Origin of the sequence: Pseudomonas sp. PDM20 (assembly GCF_014852575.3) — a bacterium.
Lineage (GTDB): Bacteria > Pseudomonadota > Gammaproteobacteria > Pseudomonadales > Pseudomonadaceae > Pseudomonas.
On sequence record NZ_CM181224.1, the window covers coordinates 6,354,969 to 6,372,074 of the forward strand.

At 61.5% G+C, this 17,106-nt stretch carries 11 protein-coding genes and 1 pseudogene; 8 read left to right on the forward strand and 4 right to left on the reverse strand.

Annotated elements, in window-relative coordinates; genetic code table 11:
- The 4 genes and pseudogenes from IB261_RS29245 to IB261_RS29260 all read left to right on the forward strand — a co-directional run bounded on the left by IB261_RS29245 (position 1) and on the right by IB261_RS29260 (position 3,730).
- Positions 1–1,446 (forward strand): argonaute/piwi family protein, encoded by a 1,446-nt coding sequence (locus tag IB261_RS29245; protein WP_192383587.1) that lies wholly within the window; start codon positions 1–3, stop codon positions 1,444–1,446.
- A gap of 122 nt (positions 1,447–1,568) precedes the next feature.
- A complete protein-coding gene (locus IB261_RS29250; protein ID WP_192383586.1) occupies positions 1,569–2,453 on the forward strand; it encodes a DUF3800 domain-containing protein in 885 nt (294 codons plus the stop codon).
- 355 nt (positions 2,454–2,808) lie between these two features.
- Positions 2,809–3,039, forward strand: a pseudogene (locus tag IB261_RS29255) (tyrosine-type recombinase/integrase); the annotation flags it as partial.
- 481 nt (positions 3,040–3,520) lie between these two features.
- A complete protein-coding gene (locus tag IB261_RS29260) occupies positions 3,521–3,730 on the forward strand; it encodes a cold-shock protein (RefSeq protein WP_045217843.1) in 210 nt (69 codons plus the stop codon).
- 456 nt (positions 3,731–4,186) lie between these two features.
- Here IB261_RS29260 and IB261_RS29265 read toward each other — a convergent pair whose 3' ends face one another.
- Positions 4,187–4,441, reverse strand: a complete 255-nt coding sequence (locus IB261_RS29265) for a PRC-barrel domain-containing protein (RefSeq protein WP_192383841.1) — start codon at positions 4,439–4,441, stop codon at positions 4,187–4,189.
- A 252-nt stretch (positions 4,442–4,693) separates the two neighbouring features.
- Between IB261_RS29265 and IB261_RS29270 the strand changes: the two genes are divergently transcribed.
- Positions 4,694–5,431 carry a Crp/Fnr family transcriptional regulator gene (locus tag IB261_RS29270; protein WP_192383585.1) on the forward strand — a complete coding sequence of 246 codons (738 nt, stop codon included), beginning with the start codon at positions 4,694–4,696 and terminating at the stop codon, positions 5,429–5,431.
- 7 nt (positions 5,432–5,438) lie between these two features.
- On the opposite strand, the gene IB261_RS29275 is transcribed toward IB261_RS29270, so the two are convergent.
- Positions 5,439–13,949: a glycoside hydrolase family 94 protein gene (locus tag IB261_RS29275; RefSeq protein WP_225606190.1), complete on the reverse strand. Its 8,511-nt coding sequence runs from the start codon at positions 13,947–13,949 to the stop codon at positions 5,439–5,441.
- A gap of 408 nt (positions 13,950–14,357) precedes the next feature.
- Here IB261_RS29275 and IB261_RS29280 point away from each other — a divergent pair, with 408 nt between their 5' ends.
- Both IB261_RS29280 and IB261_RS29285 read left to right on the forward strand, forming a co-directional pair.
- The gene (locus IB261_RS29280; RefSeq protein WP_192383584.1) at positions 14,358–14,663 is read left to right on the forward strand and encodes a hypothetical protein; all 306 of its coding nucleotides are present in this window, start codon (positions 14,358–14,360) and stop codon (positions 14,661–14,663) included.
- 96 nt (positions 14,664–14,759) lie between these two features.
- The gene (locus IB261_RS29285; RefSeq protein WP_192383583.1) at positions 14,760–15,161 is read left to right on the forward strand and encodes a response regulator; all 402 of its coding nucleotides are present in this window, start codon (positions 14,760–14,762) and stop codon (positions 15,159–15,161) included.
- Between the two features lie 358 nt (positions 15,162–15,519).
- Here IB261_RS29285 and IB261_RS29290 read toward each other — a convergent pair whose 3' ends face one another.
- Together IB261_RS29290 and IB261_RS29295 are read right to left on the reverse strand one after the other, a co-directional pair.
- Entirely contained in the window at positions 15,520–15,720 is a 201-nt protein-coding gene (locus IB261_RS29290) for a hypothetical protein (RefSeq protein WP_192383581.1), read from the reverse strand.
- On the reverse strand, positions 15,710–15,952 hold the full coding sequence (locus IB261_RS29295; RefSeq protein WP_192383580.1) for a hypothetical protein: 243 nt from the start codon (positions 15,950–15,952) through the stop codon (positions 15,710–15,712). The genes IB261_RS29290 and IB261_RS29295 overlap by 11 nt, the downstream gene beginning before the upstream one ends.
- A gap of 209 nt (positions 15,953–16,161) precedes the next feature.
- On the opposite strand from IB261_RS29295, the gene IB261_RS29300 reads away from it, so the two are divergent.
- Positions 16,162–16,668, forward strand: coding sequence for a hypothetical protein (locus tag IB261_RS29300; protein WP_192383579.1), 507 nt, complete (start codon positions 16,162–16,164; stop codon positions 16,666–16,668).
- Positions 16,669–17,106 lie beyond the last annotated feature (438 nt).

Consider the following 17,106-nt stretch of genomic DNA (forward strand, 5'->3'; position numbering starts at 1 on the left):
ATGAACACACGGACTGTGCCTATCCAACTACCGGCGTTTACCCTTCTGGATGAACCATTGCTAGCCTTTTCAGTTGGGACAGCTGATGCCACCCACCGTCATCCTTTAATTGGCCTTTCGCGATTCGGCGCCTTCGACCAAGCGTCCTTTCGACATTACGTCTCCGACCTTCGTATTGCTTATGTCGGCCCACGCTCCGGAGCAGAGCGAGTTCGCGATATGCGGGATAGCCTGCGTGTACGCCAGAGAAACACGGACAGGAGCAGCTATGCGCAAGAGTATCCAGGATTTAGCAGTTTGTTTGGGGTTGATCTGTCAGGAGCAGATCAACAGGTTCACGTAAAGTGGCCAGAGGACTTAAACGATTTTCCCGGCACTGGTGAGGCGGCAGATAGAGTTCGCGCCGCGTTGCATCAGGCCCTTATCCGCCTATCGGCAACCCGAGATCAGTTTGACGTAGCACTCGTGTACTTTCCTGATCGATGGCTTCGGCACCTGCGAACCAAAGAATTTGATGCACATGATGAGCTAAAAGCTCTAGCAGCACAGTTGGGGATCCCCACTCAGGTCGTGAACGATAAATCCCTCAGTTTTAACAACTGGGGAGCACGAGCATGGAGGCTTGCGATAGCCCTTTATGCAAAAGCCGGCGGAACACCCTGGAAGCTATCCCCTATTGCCGGTGCCCCAGCGGATACCGCCTACATAGGCCTGGCCTACGCAATCAGGCGCTCTTCTGCTCATTACGTCACCTGTTGCTCTCAAGTCTTTGATATGGAGGGCGGGGGAATGCAGTTCGTTGCATTTGAAGCGAACGATTCAATTTCCGATGAGCCCGAAGCTCGTCGGAATCCCTTCCTTTCGAAAGCAGATATGCGTGCCGTTTTGACACGAAGCCTACGTCTCTATCTTGAAGGTCATGGCGGTCGCGTTCCCCGCCGTCTGGTCATTCACAAGACGACAGCATTCACTGAAGACGAGTTAAAGGGAGTTCAGGAAGCAACGTTTACGATTCCTGAGGTCGAGTGCTTAGAAATTGGCTCCAGTTCGGCTTGGCGGGGCGTATGGCTGGTCGAGAATAGCTCTACACCGGCGAGCATCGGAGCCGCGAAGTTTCCCGTGCCTCGCGGCACCTTTGTGATGACATCTGGGAATTCGGCGCTTTTATGGATCGCTGGCAATGCCCCCTCTGTCGTGGGGGGAAGAGACTACTTCCAGGGAGCCAAGAGCATTCCTAAGCCCATATTCCTGCGGCGGCACATGGGGCGAGGGCCCTTCGATCTCCTTGCTTCAGAGGCGATTGCATTAGCCAAGATGGACTGGAATAACGATGCGCTGTATGACCCGTTACCAGTAACCATCATGTACTCACAACGGCTCGCTCGAACAATTTCGAACGTAATGAGCCTGCCTAACACCAGCTACCCATACCGATTATTCATGTGAGTTTGGCGTTATCGACAGACCGTCCATGAGGTATGCCCGGCGGCGTCGCGGCGAAATTTTTGCGATGCATATATGCAGCCCGTTATGATCGTCAGCCCAAATTCCGGCTCTTGGTCGAGCAAATGACAGATAAGCTCCCAGATCTATCCGCCGTACCCATAGCACCACTGCCTGGGCAATTGCCTTTATTTCCTGCAGCAGGAGAAGCTCCGGCCGCCCCTCCTGAGCCGGTTGTTCCCGAGAAGCGGTATAGTAAGCACGTCGTTTACGTAGACGAGAGCGGTGACCATGGACTGGAGAATGTTGACCCAAACTATCCAGTGTTCGTATTAGCATTTTGTGTCTTCCACAAAAGTCACTACGCGCAGCGGGTCGTACCCTCAATCGAGTCATTTAAATTCAAGCACTTTGGCCACGATCTCGTGGTATTACACGAGACCGATATTCGGAAAGAAAAGGGTGGTTTCCGCTTCGACAGCCGACCGCACAAGGACCAATTCCTTAACGAACTGACTGGCATTATCGAGACCAGCAATTTCATTCTAATTGGCTGTGTAATCGATAAGATCCGACTCCGTGAGCGCACAAGCAACCCGTACCACCTTGCGCTCGCTTTTTGCCTGGAGACACTCTTCGAGTTTGTCGAGGAGAAGGGGCAGGAGCAGCTGACGACCTATGTCGTTGTGGAGTGCAGGGGGAAGCGCGAGGACGCAGAGCTGGAGCTCGAATTCCGGCGCGTCTGTGCTGGAGACAACAAATTCGGTAAGACACTGCCTTTCGAAATCGTTTTTGCTGACAAAAAAACTAACTCTTCTGGCCTGCAGCTTGCTGACTTAGTAGCACGCCCGATCGGGCTATCTGTAGTCAGGCCCGAGCAAGAGAACCGCGCCTTCGAATTGCTGAAGCGGAAATTTTTCTGCAGCGGGGGGCGTATGCAGGTCGGCGTCGGCTTCGAAGGGATGGGCCTCAAAATTCACCCCCCTGTAGAAAGCGAAAGGCCCCGGTGATCGCACCGAGGCCATAACGCCGACCGGGAACCCCCAGTCCATTTAGGTGGATTTTAGGATTCACGGACGTATAAACGCAACCAATATTCGTGACGGTCACGGTAAATTGCGTGGTTCGTTGTGACATATCTTCGATTGCAAGCTCCGGCGAATGCCTCGACCTAGAGAGGCCCCCATCGCGGCCGGGTGTTTTCAGACATGGCGATCGCCCTACCTCTTCACCTGATCAGACGTCATTGGCCACTGAAGCGCCCAATCCACGAACAAATCACGCTCAATGCCAGCGCTCTGCATGACGCGAAAAGGGCCCCTTGATAGGCAAGGCCCGTCACTTGCCTGTCTCATGGCGAAAGAAAAAGCTTACGCCCGCATTGTGAAAACCTGGATAACCACAATCGGCCTCGACCCCACACTCTACGGAACCCACACGCTTCGTAGGACCAAAGCATCGCTGATCTATCGCAGAACAAAGAACCTGAGAGCAGTGCAGTTGCTGCTCGGCCATACGAAGCTGGAGAGTACTGTTAGGTATTTGGGTATCGAGGTCGACGACGCTCTGGCAATGGCGGAACAAACTGAGGTTTGACCATGCATCCGCCTGGGTGCTGGCCGCCTGCGTAACGCTACCCCCGGCAATCAGCTGAAAGAGTCCGGCACCGTGAGCCGGTGCCGGCCATATGCCAAGCTGCAGCCAGACTCGCTACGGGAGGACTCTTTGTTCATATGCACCCAACTTACTGGAATGAATCTGGATCGGGTATCTTTTCCACCAAGTTCAATCCCATTAGGGAAACATCCCCGCAACTGCGACCATCAAAACCTCTAGCCAACATCTCAGAGAAGTCAAAAAAACAGAAAGACCAAATAAAAACTCATGAAAGACATAATATCGATGCTCATCCAGCAGACCATTCATCCGAATAATCAAAATTAATCTTAAAATCCCTGCAAACCTCCCCGCTCGCTGTATAATTTAATTCCTCTGCCGTGTTTAGCGGCTCCGTCTTGATGAATGACGCCCATCTCCTCGGCCACTTCACTCTGCAGCCATTCGCGTGGAGATCATCATGGCTATTCGTCAGAATGGAACCGTAAAATGGTTCAACGCAGTAAAAGGTTTTGGCTTCATTACCCCCGAGATGGGGCCGGACATATTCGTCCATTTTCGAGAAATCGACACTCCAGGCTTCAAGTCACTGGATGAAGGTCAGCGCGTGAGCTTCCTGGTGGGCGTTGGCCCTAAAGGTGACCAGGCCGAGCAGGTTAAAGTACTGTGAAATCCCCAGACCCCGCTAACTGCGGGGTCTCTCATTGGGCTCAAGCCATGCGATTCTCAGGAAAATAGCGGGGATTCGACATGAAAGAAAAGCGATTTGGGCAAAGCCTTAATATTGCAAGCAGTTGCCTGACACAGGCGATAAATGATCTTGTGGCAGAAGAAGTCAGTTCCGAATCCTCCACGAATAGGGAGAGTCTCGCCAGAATCAGACAACAACTTGAATGTGTCGCCGTGATCATGGACTCACTCAAGCGGGCCAATATCCAGTCAATCTCGAATATATTTCCAATCCGCTGATTAAGAATCATCTGGCCGGCTTCAATTTAACAAAAAGGCAGGGCACGGCCAGGCACAATCAATCAGAAGCTGGGAGCTTCGACTGGCGCGGCTTCATAATGATAATGATTAGGTATTTCCCGCCCAATGTCGAATGCTGCATGTCCTGCCAATTATCCTAGTCGAACCCCGGCGCGCTGCTCAGGCGATCCAGGTCGACGTCAAGCACGAAGCGCTTGTTCGCCGTATCCCGCCTCCATGTAACTGCAAACAGTTTTTCTCCCATCTCCAGGATTCCGCCGAATGACAGCCCGGCACAGGCAACTTGCCCACTTTGCGAATCCAGCACGATTTCCTTGAGGCCGCCAAGGCCTTCGTCCTCGGAGTTGCAGTTGTCACTCCCGATGAGCCTATCCGCGCCCGGCCGGGGCAGGAATGGTCATCGGCGACTATGCCGTTATGGCCCTAGTAAATACCGCAGGAATCCAGATCTTCAATGTTCACGCCCACCCTGAACGATGCGATGACAGGGTCGTACAAGGCGCCAGATCAGCATCCGCCACCGCAAGCTCCAGGCTGCGCGCAAATAGGAGTCCGGTCTGTGCGATAGGGAACTTTGCACCACCGGCAAAGGCCTGAAATTGTATGCTTGAATAGTCGCGATACGCCCCGTGAGGAGGCCGCCATGCGAGAGACTCCCTCCCCCGCGCAGAACCATTTACTGGCCGCACTCCCCCGCGAGGTTCAGGAACGCCTTTTCCCCCATCTGGAGCTGCAACGCCTGGATCTGGGCAAGGTGATCTACGAACCCGGTGATGCGATGCGTTACGTGTTCTTCCCCACCGACTCCATCATTTCGCTTTTGTACGTGATGGAAAGTGGTGCATCGGCCGAGATATCCGTGGTCGGTAATGAGGGGCTGGTCGGTATAGCCGTCTTCATGGGCGGCGAGAGCACCCCCAGCCGCGCTATCGTGCAAAGCGCCGGCAGCGTTTACCGGCTCGCGGGGCAACGAATGAAGGACGAGTTCAGTCGCCACGGCGACATGCTCATGTTGTTGCTCCGCTATACCCAGGCATTGATCACTCAGATGGCCCAGACGGCAGTCTGCAACCGCCATCACTCCATCGACCAGCAACTCTGCCGCTGGCTGCTGCTGTCCCTCGATCGCCTGCCCGGCAACCAGCTGATCATGACCCAGGAGCTCATCGCCAACATGCTCGGTGTACGGCGAGAGGGCGTCACAGAAGCGGCCGGCAAACTGCAGAAGCAAGGTGTGATCGAGTACAGCCGGGGGCGGATCACAGTGCTGGACCGCCCGCGCCTGGAGGCATTGAGCTGCGAGTGTTACGCGGTGGTGAAGGCGGAAACCGACCGCTTGCTACCCTACGTCCCCCGTCGTCCAGGCCATGCGGCGGAGTGACACGAGTTTACAGGAACAGCTCGAGGCGATGCTCGCCAACCGCCAGCGGCACCTGCACCGGGCTTTCGCCGCAGACCAGTGAACGGCCATCCAGAAGCGCGCGCTGGATGCCGCGGCAGTGCTTCCCGGCCGAGGCCAGGACGATGCTGTAATGGCAACCATCCACCGTCACGCTGGCGTCGAACCCCGGCCAGTCCAGCGGAATACACGGATCGATCAGCAGACTTGCACCCTCGCGCCGGAGCCCCAGAATCCCTTCCACCCCCGCACGGTACATCCAGCCAGCGGAGCCGGTGTACCAGCTCCAGCCACCACGCCCGACATGGGGGGCAATGGAATAGACATCGGCGGCGACGACATAGGGTTCGATCCTATAGCACTCCACCTCTGCCGCGGTACGTGCATGGTTGATCGGGTTGAGCAGGGAGAACAGCCCGGCCGCCTTGTCGCCCTCACCTAGACGGGCAAACGCCAGGATGCTCCACATCGCCGCATGACTGTATTGCCCGCCGTTCTCGCGCAGGCCCGGCGGGTAGCCTTTGATGTAGCCGGGATCATGCGCTGATAGATCGAAGGGTGGAGTGAACAGCAAGGCCAACCCCTCATCCTGACGGATCAACCAGCGCTCCAGCGAGGCCATGGCAGTGGCTGCGCGCTCGGGATTCGCGCCGCCACAGAGCACCGCCCAAGACTGGGCGATGGAATCGATCCGGCATTCGTCGCTGGCCGCCGAACCGAGCCAGGTGCCGTCGTCGAAAGTCGCTCGGCGATACCACTGGCCATCCCAGCCATGCTCCTCCAAGGCCAGCTGCAGCGCCGCCGAATGTTTCCGCCAGCGCACGCACCGCACCTTATCACGCCCCTCGGCCAGCGCACCGAAGCGCTCCAGGGTATGCAACAGCAACCAGCCGAGCCACACACTTTCGCCCTGCCCGCCGACGCCCACACGGTTCATTCCGTCGTTCCAGTCTCCGCTCCCCATCAGTGGCAGGCCGTGGGCGCCGGCCATCTCCAGGCACTGGTCCAGGCCCCGAGCGCAGTGCTCGAACAGCGAGGCGCTCTCCTCTGCAAGCATCGGCTGGAAAAACGTATCGCTCTCGCCAGGATGCAGCTGTGGCCCGTCGAGGAAAGGCAGCATTTCGTCGAGCACCGCAAGGTCCGCGGATGACTCGATATAGCTGGCACAGGCATAGGCCAACCAGACCCGGTCATCGGAGATTCGCGTGCGCACTCCCTGCCCCGTCTGTTCAAGCCACCAGTGCTGCACATCGCCCTCGACGAACTGGCGCCCGGCGGCCCGCAGCAAGTGGTGGCGGGTCAGCTCTGGGCAGGCGAACGACAGCGCCAGACCATCCTGCAACTGATCACGGAAACCATAAGCACCGCTGGCCTGGTAGAACGCCGAACGGGAATGGATGCGGCACGCCAGCGTCTGGTAGAGCAACCAGCCGTTGAGCATGAGGTCCATGGCGCGATCAGGCGTGCGCACCTGGACTGTGCCCAGCCGCTGCTGCCAGTGCCGTGTCACATCGGCCAATACCGCATCGAGATCGATGCTGCGATATCGCTCCACGAGACCACGAACCTCTTCGTCCGATCCGGCTTGCCCCAGCAACGCCAGCACTTCCACGGACTCGCCGACACCCAGCTCGACGATGCATTGCAGGGCAGAGCAAGGATCGAAGCCAGCGCCAGTGGCGCCCGACAACGCCACGGTGCCGAGCAGCGCCCGAGGAGCCGACAGGCTACCGGTAGGGCCGATGAATTCGCCGCGATCGGCGGTCCAGCTGCTCTGCCGCCCGCCCAGGTCGGCGAAAGCCAGCCGCTCGGAATAAGCGATGCTCCAGGGGTTACGTGCCAGTAGCGCGCCGCTTTCGACATCCACCCCAGTCAGGATGAAAGGGGCGCAGGCTCCGCGCGCGGTACCCAGTACCCATTCCACGTAAGCCGTCACCGATAGCCGGCGCGGCCGGCCGGAGGTATTGCGCAGTGTGAGCCGCGATATCTTCAGCGGGTCATCCAGCGGCACGTACTGCAGCAGCTGCGCCTCGATACCGTGGGCCGTGTGGCTGAACCGGCTGTAGCCGAAACCATGGGCGGCGCGGTACAAGCCTGCGTCGCGGATCGGCCGGGCGGTAACGCCCCACAATGCCAGACTGTCTTCGTCGCGCAGGTAGAAAGCCTCACCTGCAGGATCGATGACCGGGTCGTTGGACCAGGGGCTGAGCTGATTGTCCCGGCTGTTGCCGGCCCAGGTGTAGCCGCTGCCTTCCGCCGAGACCTGGAAGCCGAACGCTGGATTGGCGATCACATTGATCCACGGCGCCGGGGTCGTGTGGCCATTGTTCAGAACGATGTGGTACTCGCGCCCGCCCAGCGCAAAGCCGCCCAGCCCGTTGAAAAATTCCAGCGGCTCATCACTGCTCGTTCCCTCGGTCGCGGGCAGCAGCGGCAAGGCCGCCGGTGCATGCCGGGCGGCAGACGGCCGCGGCTTGGCCGGCGGCAGACGCCCCAGGTGGGCAGCGATGGAGCCCCGGCGCGCCAGCAGGTTCACCCGCGCCACGGCGTTCAGCAGTTCCCGTGCCTCCACGGTCATCAGGTCGGCGCGCAAGGTGCACACGGCGCCGCGCGAGGCCTGGCCTTCGCTGCGTTGACGCGAGGGGCTGCTGCGTACGGCGGTTTCGATGGCGGTCTGCAGATCCTGGACATAGGACGAGGCTCGTTCGTTGACGATCACCAGGTCAACGTCCAGGCCCTTCATCCGCCAGTATTCGCGAGCGCGCAGGAGCTGCCGCAGCAGCGACAGATCGTCGATTTCGTCGATGCGCAACAGGACGATCGGCAAATCTCCGGAAATCGCCAGCGGCCAGAGCCCGGACTGGCGCCCTGCGCCGCGCCGAAGGGCTTCCTGCGGTACCCTCCAGCGATAATCCGCATAGAGAATCGGCGCCGCCAGGCGCTGGAAATCGGCGGCCTCTTCGGCATCGATGCCCAGGTCGCGCAATTCCACCTGGGCCTGGGTCCAGGCCAGGGTCTTGGCGCGTTCGAAAGCGTTGCGTTCATGGTGTTTGTCGATCAGGTCAAGCAAGGCTTCCCGGGTACTGGCTACCAGTGTCCAGAATGCCACCCGTGCAACCTTGCCGGGTGCCACCCGCAGGCGCAGGCGGAGGGAGAAAATCGGATCGAGCACGCTGCCCTGGGAGTTGCCCAGGGCACGGTGGCCCAGAACTGCCTGCGCCTCCCGCAGGGTTCGGCCACGGCCGAGGAAGCGGGCGCGGTCGGACTCATACTGCGTCTCGCCGATCACCTCGCCCTCGACCACTGCGAAATGGGCTGCCCAGATCGACGGATCGTCCGGCGAGCGCAGGCGTCGCGTGGCGACCAGGGCGCCGAACTCGGCAAGGTATTCTGTCTGTACGAACATCCGCGAGAACACCGGATACGCGCCATCGGCTGCCGGCGTTGCCAGCACCACTTCGGCATAGGAAGTCAGTTCGATTTCGCGTGCACGGCGACCATGGTTGGTCAGCGACACCCGCCGCACCTCGCCATCGTCCTCTCCGGACACCAGTACTTCCAGGCTGGTCAGCAGCGCGGCGTCGCGCTGGATGAACTCGGCGTGGTCCTCGTCGAACAGTACCTCGCCATTCTCCACCGGTTGTCCGCCAGGCTGCACCGTGGCCAACCACAGTGCGCCGCTCTGCAGGTCGCGCAGGAAGATGAAACTGCCCCAGTCGTCGCAGGTGGCATCCTCGCGCCAGCGCGTCACTGCGATATCTCCCCAGCGGCTGTAGCCGCCACCGCTGGCAGTCAGCATCAATGCGTAGCGACCGTTGGACAGCAGATGAGTGATCGGCGGTCCATCGAGCATTGCATCGACTCGGCGCAGCGTGGACGCATCGGCAATGGTGTCGCTGGGCGCTACCGTTACTTCCTCGGCGCGGGGATGCCCCAGCGCCACATCGCGCGGGACGCGCTCCTGCAATAGCAGTTCGCTGGCCTGGATCATCGGCTCGCGATGCAGGCGGCAGCGCATGCGCCCGTGCTGCAGGGTATTGGCGATGGCGACGATGCTCATGCCCTGGTGGTGGGCCATGAAACTGCAGACGATGGCGACGCTTTCCCCGTCCTGCAGGCGTGAGCGGGTGAAGTCCAGAGCCTCATAGAAGCCATAGCGGCCAAGCGCACCGACGGCTGTCAAGTGATCGAAATTGCGCTGCGCCCCTTGCGCATCGACCATGGTCGCCAGTGCCGTGGCATAGGGCGCGATGACAACGTTCTCGGCCAATCCGCGTTTGAGACCAAGACCCGGCACGCCGAAGTTCGAATACTGGTAGGTGAATTCCAGATCGCGGGCGTTGTAGGCCGATTCGGAGATGCCCCAGGGGATGCCCAGCGCGGCACCGTAGGCCTGCTGCCGCGCCACGACAAGGCGGTTGGTCTGTTCCAGCAGGCTGCCGGCCGGCGCCCGCATGACCAGCGAGGGCATCAGGTACTCGAACATCGAGCCGGACCAGGAGATCAGCGCCGAGCCACCGGGCACCGGCGTGGCCGTGCGGCCCAGGCGGAACCAGTGGCGGGTCGGCAGGTCGCCCTTGGCGATGGCGAACAGACTGGCTAGGCGCGCCTCGGAGGCCAGCAGGTCGTAGCAACTAGGATCCAGGCGGTTGTCGTCCACGCAATAGCCGATGGACAGCAGCTTGCGCTCCTGGTTGAGCAGGAAACCGAAATCCATCTCCAGTGCCAGCCGGCGCGCCGTATCGGCCAGGGCCTGAAGGCGTCGGTCCAATGCCTTTTCATGGCCATGCCGTCGGTCTCGGCTGTGCTCGGCGAAGGCCCTGCGCAGTGCGTCGAACCAGAAAGACAGGTCGCCGCCCTCCTCGCCAGCCGGCGCGAGGCCCGCGACGCACCGCACGGCCTTTTCCGCGCGGTGCCCGAGGGCGGGCAGCAAGGCGTCGAGCGACTGTGGGCCGGTGAGGGCCCGGTGAATCTCCCGCACGTCGTCCTTCACCTGCAGCAACGCGACATCTTCAGCCAGCGGCAGCGCTGCGACGGCTTGCCGTGCCAGGTGCAGGGTGTCGAGCAGGCCCTGGCGGGCTTCCTCCACCAGCGGGCTGGCGCGCCACTCCTCGCACGCGTTGGCCAGCACGATCAGGTGCCCAGCCAGGTTGCCGCTGTCCACCGAGGACAGGTACCTCGGTTCCAGGGCTCGCAGGTCGCGGGTTCCGTACCAGTTGAAGAAATGGCCGTGGCTGCGCGGCAGCTTCTCCAGCACCGCCAGGGTGCCTTCCAGGCGCTCCAGCGTCTGCAGGCCGCCGGCCCAGCCGAAATCGCGAGCGGACACCGCGGACAGCAGGTAGAGGCCGATATTGGTAGGCGAGGTGCGGTGAGCCAGCACAGGCCTGGGCTGCTCCTGGAAGTTGTCCGGCGGCAGCAGATTGTCCGCCGGCGTGACGAAGGTCTCGAAGAAGCGCCAGGTCCGCCGTGCGCACAGGCGCAATGCGGTTGCGTCATCCTCTTCCAGGCCCGAACGACGCGACGGCTGCGTGGGCCTGCTGCTGTAGAACGCGAGTAGAGGCGCGCTCAACCAGAGCAGGGTCAATGGCAGAATCAGCAACCAGTTCGCCGGCTGCAATGCCAACCCGGTGATGCCGGCCGATGCGGCGAGGGCCGTCCCACCGGCCATCTGCCGATAGCTGCCGAGCCAGCCAGGGCGCGGCTTGCGTGAGGACTGTGCGGCAGTGGTCCACTCCAGCAGGTTGCGCTGGCTGACGTACATCCGCCAAAGCGTGCGCAGGATGGCATCGACCATGCTCCAGGCATCGTTTGCCAGGAAGGCCAGCGACAGCAGGATCTGCAGCAACGCACGACGGAAGTCGGCGCCGAGCATGGCGAAGTGGCTGCGTAATCGAACTCCCGAGCGCGCTGGCAGCAACGCGCAGTAGATCGGCAGTAACGGCGGGATCGCCTGGGTCAGAATGACCAACGTCGCGGCCAGCAGTGCCTGCGGCAATGGCAGCCACCAGCAGAGCAGCAGGCTTGCCAGGGCGAAGGGCACGACCAGCGACCGGCGCAGGTTGTCGAGCATCTTGCAGCGGCCGATCAATGGCATCGCCTGCGGCCCGCGCCAGTGGCCGAGCATCCACGGCAAAAGCTGCCAGTCGCCGCGGGTCCAGCGATGCATGCGCCTGCTCGCCACATCGAAGCGCGACGGCGACTCTTCGACGACCTCGACATCCGACGCCAGCCCTGCACGGGCGAAGATGCCTTCGAAGAGATCATGGCTGAGCAGTCGATTGTCCGCGACCCGGCCGACCATCGCGCGCTCGAAGGCATCGACGTCATAAATCCCCTTGCCGGTGAAGGAGCCTTCGCCGAACAGATCCTGATAAACGTCCGACACCGCCGCCGCGTAGGGGTCCATACCTGCCGGGCCGGAAAAGACGCGCTGGTACAACGAGCCCTCCCCGCCCATCGGCAGCGATGGCGTCACTCGCGGCTGGAGTACCGCGTGGCCGTTGATCACTCGCTGCTGCAGGGCATCGAAGCGCGGCTGGTTCAGCGGGTGGCCCATCTTGCCGATAAGGCGCAGGGCCGCCTCGCGGGGCAGGCGAGTATCAGCGTCGAGGGTGATGACCAAGCGTACCTCGCTCGGCACTCGCGGCGGCTCTCCGGCAATCGCCACGAAGCTGGTATCGGTGGCGCCGCGCAACAGCCGGTTCAGTTCATGCAACTTTCCGCGCTTGCGCTCCCAGCCCATCCAACAGCCCTCGGCAGGGTTGAAGCAGCGCCTGCGAAACAGCACGAAGAAGCGCTGGCCGCCGGGCCCCTGGCCGTAATGCCGATTCAGGCGGTCGATGGCGGCAGCCGCAGCATCTAGCAGCGGTGCATCACTGGGCAGGACCTCCTGTGTCGCGTCGACGCCATCGAGAATCAGCACGAAGGTCAGGTCACCGCCGATACCCGCCAGATGGTGGACCTCCAGCCGCTCGATCTGCTCCAGCAGATCGGCCTCGGTGGTCAGCAAGGTCGGCACAGCCACAACGGTGCGCAACGCCTGTGGCACGCCGGCCAGGAGTTCCAGCGCAGGCAGCGTTATCGCGCCAAAGCTCCAGGTCACCAAGCGGTTGATGAGTGCTGTGGCCACTTCGGTCACCGGAACGCAAAGGCAGGCCAGGAAGGCCAGCATCCAGCCCCAGGAGGGCGCAGACTGATTCAGCAGGTGGGATACGAATCCCAGCAGCACCAGGCTGAGCAGGCCGATGGCACCGATGTAGCCTCCCATGCCCAGGCGCACACTGAAGCGATTCAGGCGCAGGTGCAACGTCGGGCTGAAGCCGATGGCGCGCTCCAGCGTCGGGCGGCCTTCAGCAATCAGATGAAATCCGGGATCGAATTCACGGCGGGGGTCTTCACCTTCCGAATGGTCGGCCACAGCCTGACGGCAAGCCTCCAGGGCGTGATCGACCACCTGGAGCTCGTCCAGGCAAGAGCCGCGCGCCAACTGTTCGATGGCGCTGCGATAGAGGTTACGAGTGGGAAAGTCCATGGCAGCGAAGTTGCTGCCGTCGCGCAGCCGCGCGTCGACCAGACTGACGTTCTCGAACAGCTGTGCCCAGTCGATATCGGAGATCAGGCGCATGCTGGTGATCACATTGCGCACTGTGACATTGGAGGCGCCCAGGCGCTGCTGCGCATGCTGGACCGCCGCTTCGACGCTGACGCCCTGTTCGTGCAGGCGCTCTTCGAGCCAACCCAGTGTCGGTGTCGTGCGCGGGTCCTGGTCGCGCATGCGTTTGGCCAGTTGGGCGGAGAACACCTCGGAAAGCGGACCGGTCGAGCGCGCGGCGATATCCGCCTCCAGCGCCGAGCGAGCGTGCCCTGGCGAGAGCAGGCGCTCGGCCAGGGCATCGGCATCGGCACGGGCTATGCGGCCGGCGCTGATCTGCTCGGCCAGGCGCCGCAGGTTCTCGATCAGGACGATGCGCAGGGTGATCGCCACCGCCCACAGTTCGCCGATGGTCAGTGGCTGGACTCGCTGGTAGGCATGGATGAAGCGCTGCAGCAGCTCCACATCGAGGTGGCTGTCGGTGTGCGCCACGAAGGCCCAGGCCAGGCCGAAGACCCGCGGGTAGCCGGCGAACGGTCCATCGGCGAGCTTGGGCAACTGCCGGTAGTAGCCAGGCGGCAGGTCGTCGCGGACCTCACGGATCTGTTCTTCGACGATGTGGTAATTGTCCAGCAGCCACTCGGCAGCCGGTACCACACCATTGCCCCTTTCCAACTCGACAGCACTGGCCCGGTAGGCAGCCAGCAGGACACGGGCGTTGTCATCCAGGCGCACATGCAACGGCAGTACACGCCTTGGCGTATCCGTCACTTGTTGTGCCAGGGCCAGGCTCTGCGCGTGCTGTTCGAGCCGTTCGATGCCGAAGAGTTCTTCGCGAACCGGTACCAGACTGTCCCAAGGAGGCTTCGATCGGCCGCGGCGCAAGGCCCGGAAATGGAGCGACATCATGGCAAGGCTCCGGAAGTGCGGCGGAAACCTGGCAGGTCGACACGAGCGCCAGGGTGGCACGTACAGAGAAAGCCCCCTCTGTCGGTACCCGGCGGCTCCTGAAGAAGCTGCCCGTATCACCGCAAGCCGTGGGGCATGCCTGACTCCAACCTTCGCAGACCAGGACTACGACGTCGGTGCGGTTGCGCACTTAAGGGCCGCCTGAGGCTCGGCTCGGTGCCTGCCAGGCGCATTGATCATTCTGATCGCACTATTCCAATGAAGGGCAGGTCGTCTAATCAATGGCCTGTGTCATTGCCTCCCCCCACAGGAAACGCTGCTTCCGTTCCATGCATCGAATGCACGTCCAGCCCCTGAGCGCCGATACGTCTCAGGGCAATTCCCTAGTCCGCTGAAGAGGTGACTGTCATGGAATCGAACGACATCAATGCACGGTTCTACGAGGACTTGCGCCATCTGATCGCGCAATCGGCGTTCACGCCGGACAGTCCGCAGGATGTGATCGCCCGCTACATCCTCGCCCATGGCTTTGCCGCGCTCTCCGAGACCCAGTTGCAGCGATTCTGCACCGAGTTGCTATCCATGCTGGAGGAACTGGGAGTGGAAGCGCCGCATCAGATAGAGGCCATGTTGCCGAAGGAAACTGCGGCCACATCAGCCCGTACGGAAGACCAGGCGCCGAGCTTGCCCGGGGATATTGGTGGCAAGCCATGATGGGCGCCCGCACACCAGCAGAGCATCACATAGCCGAGCGCTCCCTGTCCCACGGGAGCTTTCAAGCATTGGCAACCTGGACTGGATGACAACGACATGGGCAGCATTTCACCGCACATCCTCCTGCTGGAGGACGAGCTGACCGTCCGCATTCTGATGACGCAGATCCTGGCCAATCTTCTCGACGCGCAGGTCACCGCCTTCTCCAGCGCCGAAGATGGAATCGAGTACCTGAAGCAGCCGGACACGCGGGTCGATCTGATCATCACCGACATTCAGATGGTCGGGCTGCTCGACGGCTACGACGTTGCCAGATTTTCTCTGCGGCACTGTCCCTCGGCGCCCGTCGTGATCACCTCGGGACTCAATAGGCCGGAGGGCAGAAAGCCGCCCGAGAACACGACGTTCCTGGCCAAGCCATGGGACCTCGCAACGTTCGAGGGCACTCTTCGTGCGCTCCTGGAACGAAGGACGCCAGGTGGTGAGGAGGAGCCCTGATTGCAATCGGCGGCTACTGACACTCGAAGTCCAGGCTCTCATCCTCGGTAACTCTGCGTGCCGGAACCTGTGATTCCTCTGCAGGCGGGGTGAAGACGAGGGCCAGCTCTCCCTGCAACGATTGACTGAGCGTTCTCAGCGCTTGCGCGCCTTGCAGGCAATGCTGGCCGATGCCCAGGAACGTAATCCCCTCTCCCTGCAGCAAGGACATGAGCTGAAGACTGATGGAGCCCATGGCGGACCGAGAGAGTGCGCATGAGTATCCCGGAAGCCAGGTGTCGAGCATTTTCCCGGCATCGATCAGTGACAATCTGTTCATGGGCTCTGGTGACCTCCATCGTAACCGGCAGCTGCACGATCAACGACGCGGCTTGCGCCGAACCACCGGCGTTTCTTTCGCCCTGATCTGGCGATTGGCCTGCGGCACAGGGTGTGTCGTCATGGACAGCTGACGCCATGCCCTCCTGCAGAGAATCACCGCATGCCGCCATTGGCGCCGCAGACCCGCCGCCACACTGCGTTTTCTGTAGTCATCCATCGATGGCGCATCACTGGTCATGAACATCTCCGGCGCGGCCGGGCTTCGTGCCCTTCTCCGGTCGATGGGTCGGATTTCCAGCAGAATCGACCTCCAGCGATTGCTGGAGTACCGCTTCCGCTCTGGTCTTCGGATGGGAGTAGTTATCTGAGCCCGGCAGACGCGGCGCTTCGTTGCGCCTGCCTTGCGGATGAGTCTTCCTCTTGGGATCAGCTGCCCCGCCATGGGGGCCTTGCTTGCCTATCTGGTTCATGGCCGCCTCGCCGCGCTTCCCACTCCTGCGCCATGCAGAGTGTGGAGGGAGCGACAATGACAACCTTTCACCAGGTTGTCGGTGCGGTAGCCCACTTGCGGTCGTCACCCAATAACGAGCACGGGTACGTGCGTTAACAGACGGACCGACGCCTCGGCTTCGCGGATGCTGGAAACTGGTTCGAAAGGTCGCATTCCAGGAGAGCAACCATGACCGACTACTGCCATCAGGTCTCAGGTGTGTTCACCCGACGATCACAGGCCGATTGCGCGAAACAGGACCTGTTGGGGTTAGGCATTCGTCTGGACCGAGTGCACATATTCGACAACCAGGAACTGGTGCCCTCCGGGCGCCTGCGCGCGAAGCGACGCGCCTTTAGGCAGGTCATCAAGGGCGTTGCCGTCGGGACGCTGTTCGGCCTGCTGGTCAGTGCGCTGTTCGCAATCGCGATGACGAATGCCGGTGCAGGCCTCTTCGGCGACTCGCCGCTACTCGAATTGCTGGGCTGGGGTGCTGTAGTGGGAGGGCTGGCGGGCGCGGCAATCAGCGCTTCGGCGAACGTCAGCCAGGACGACCATCCCTTCGGGTACACCCTCCTGCCAGGAAATGTCGTTCTGCTTGCCGAGACCCACTCGGCGCGCGAAACCCTGCGCGCCTTCGAAGTCATCGAAAGAGCGCCCGGAGTCGGTGCGCACATGGACATCAGCCTGGTCTGAGTTGGCACATGACGACGCAAAGACCGACTCCGGGCAGCTGACGGACAACAGCGTCAGGATTGCCGTCCGTGCGCCATCGCACGCTCGGTGGGGACTACTCCTCCGGGGGATCGACCGGAGAATTGTGCGGAGCCTGTGATGGGCCTTCAGCCGGATTAACCGATGGCGGCAGCGTCGGCTGTTTCTTGTCGCGATCTCGAAATGAATATCGCTCGGCGGGAGAGCCATATTCACCGCCCGGCAGTGTGGGCCTGACACCACCACCGGTTGGCGACGGGCTGTCCGGAACTGTTCCCGGTTGTTTTTTCATGGCGACCTCTGGTGAGCCGATCACCGCTGATCGCCAGGACGTACCGAAACGCCAGGCCAGCTCGGTGTTGACGGAATGCAACCATGGCAGGTCGCAACTCCTGGCGTCGGTACGCAAGCGCGCTTAGC

What these genes read in the sequence shown, in the direction of transcription:
- IB261_RS29245 (WP_192383587.1), top strand. Translation starts at nt 1, where the DNA reads ATGAACACACGGACTGTGCCTATCCAACTACCGGCGTTTACCCTTCTG.
- IB261_RS29250 (WP_192383586.1), top strand. Translation starts at nt 1,569, where the DNA reads ATGACAGATAAGCTCCCAGATCTATCCGCCGTACCCATAGCACCACTG.
- IB261_RS29260 (WP_045217843.1), top strand. Translation starts at nt 3,521, where the DNA reads ATGGCTATTCGTCAGAATGGAACCGTAAAATGGTTCAACGCAGTAAAA.
- IB261_RS29270 (WP_192383585.1), top strand. Translation starts at nt 4,694, where the DNA reads ATGCGAGAGACTCCCTCCCCCGCGCAGAACCATTTACTGGCCGCACTC.
- IB261_RS29275 (WP_225606190.1), bottom strand. Translation starts at nt 13,949, where the DNA reads ATGATGTCGCTCCATTTCCGGGCCTTGCGCCGCGGCCGATCGAAGCCT.
- IB261_RS29280 (WP_192383584.1), top strand. Translation starts at nt 14,358, where the DNA reads ATGGAATCGAACGACATCAATGCACGGTTCTACGAGGACTTGCGCCAT.
- IB261_RS29285 (WP_192383583.1), top strand. Translation starts at nt 14,760, where the DNA reads ATGGGCAGCATTTCACCGCACATCCTCCTGCTGGAGGACGAGCTGACC.
- IB261_RS29290 (WP_192383581.1), bottom strand. Translation starts at nt 15,720, where the DNA reads ATGACCAGTGATGCGCCATCGATGGATGACTACAGAAAACGCAGTGTG.
- IB261_RS29295 (WP_192383580.1), bottom strand. Translation starts at nt 15,952, where the DNA reads ATGAACCAGATAGGCAAGCAAGGCCCCCATGGCGGGGCAGCTGATCCC.
- IB261_RS29300 (WP_192383579.1), top strand. Translation starts at nt 16,162, where the DNA reads ATGACCGACTACTGCCATCAGGTCTCAGGTGTGTTCACCCGACGATCA.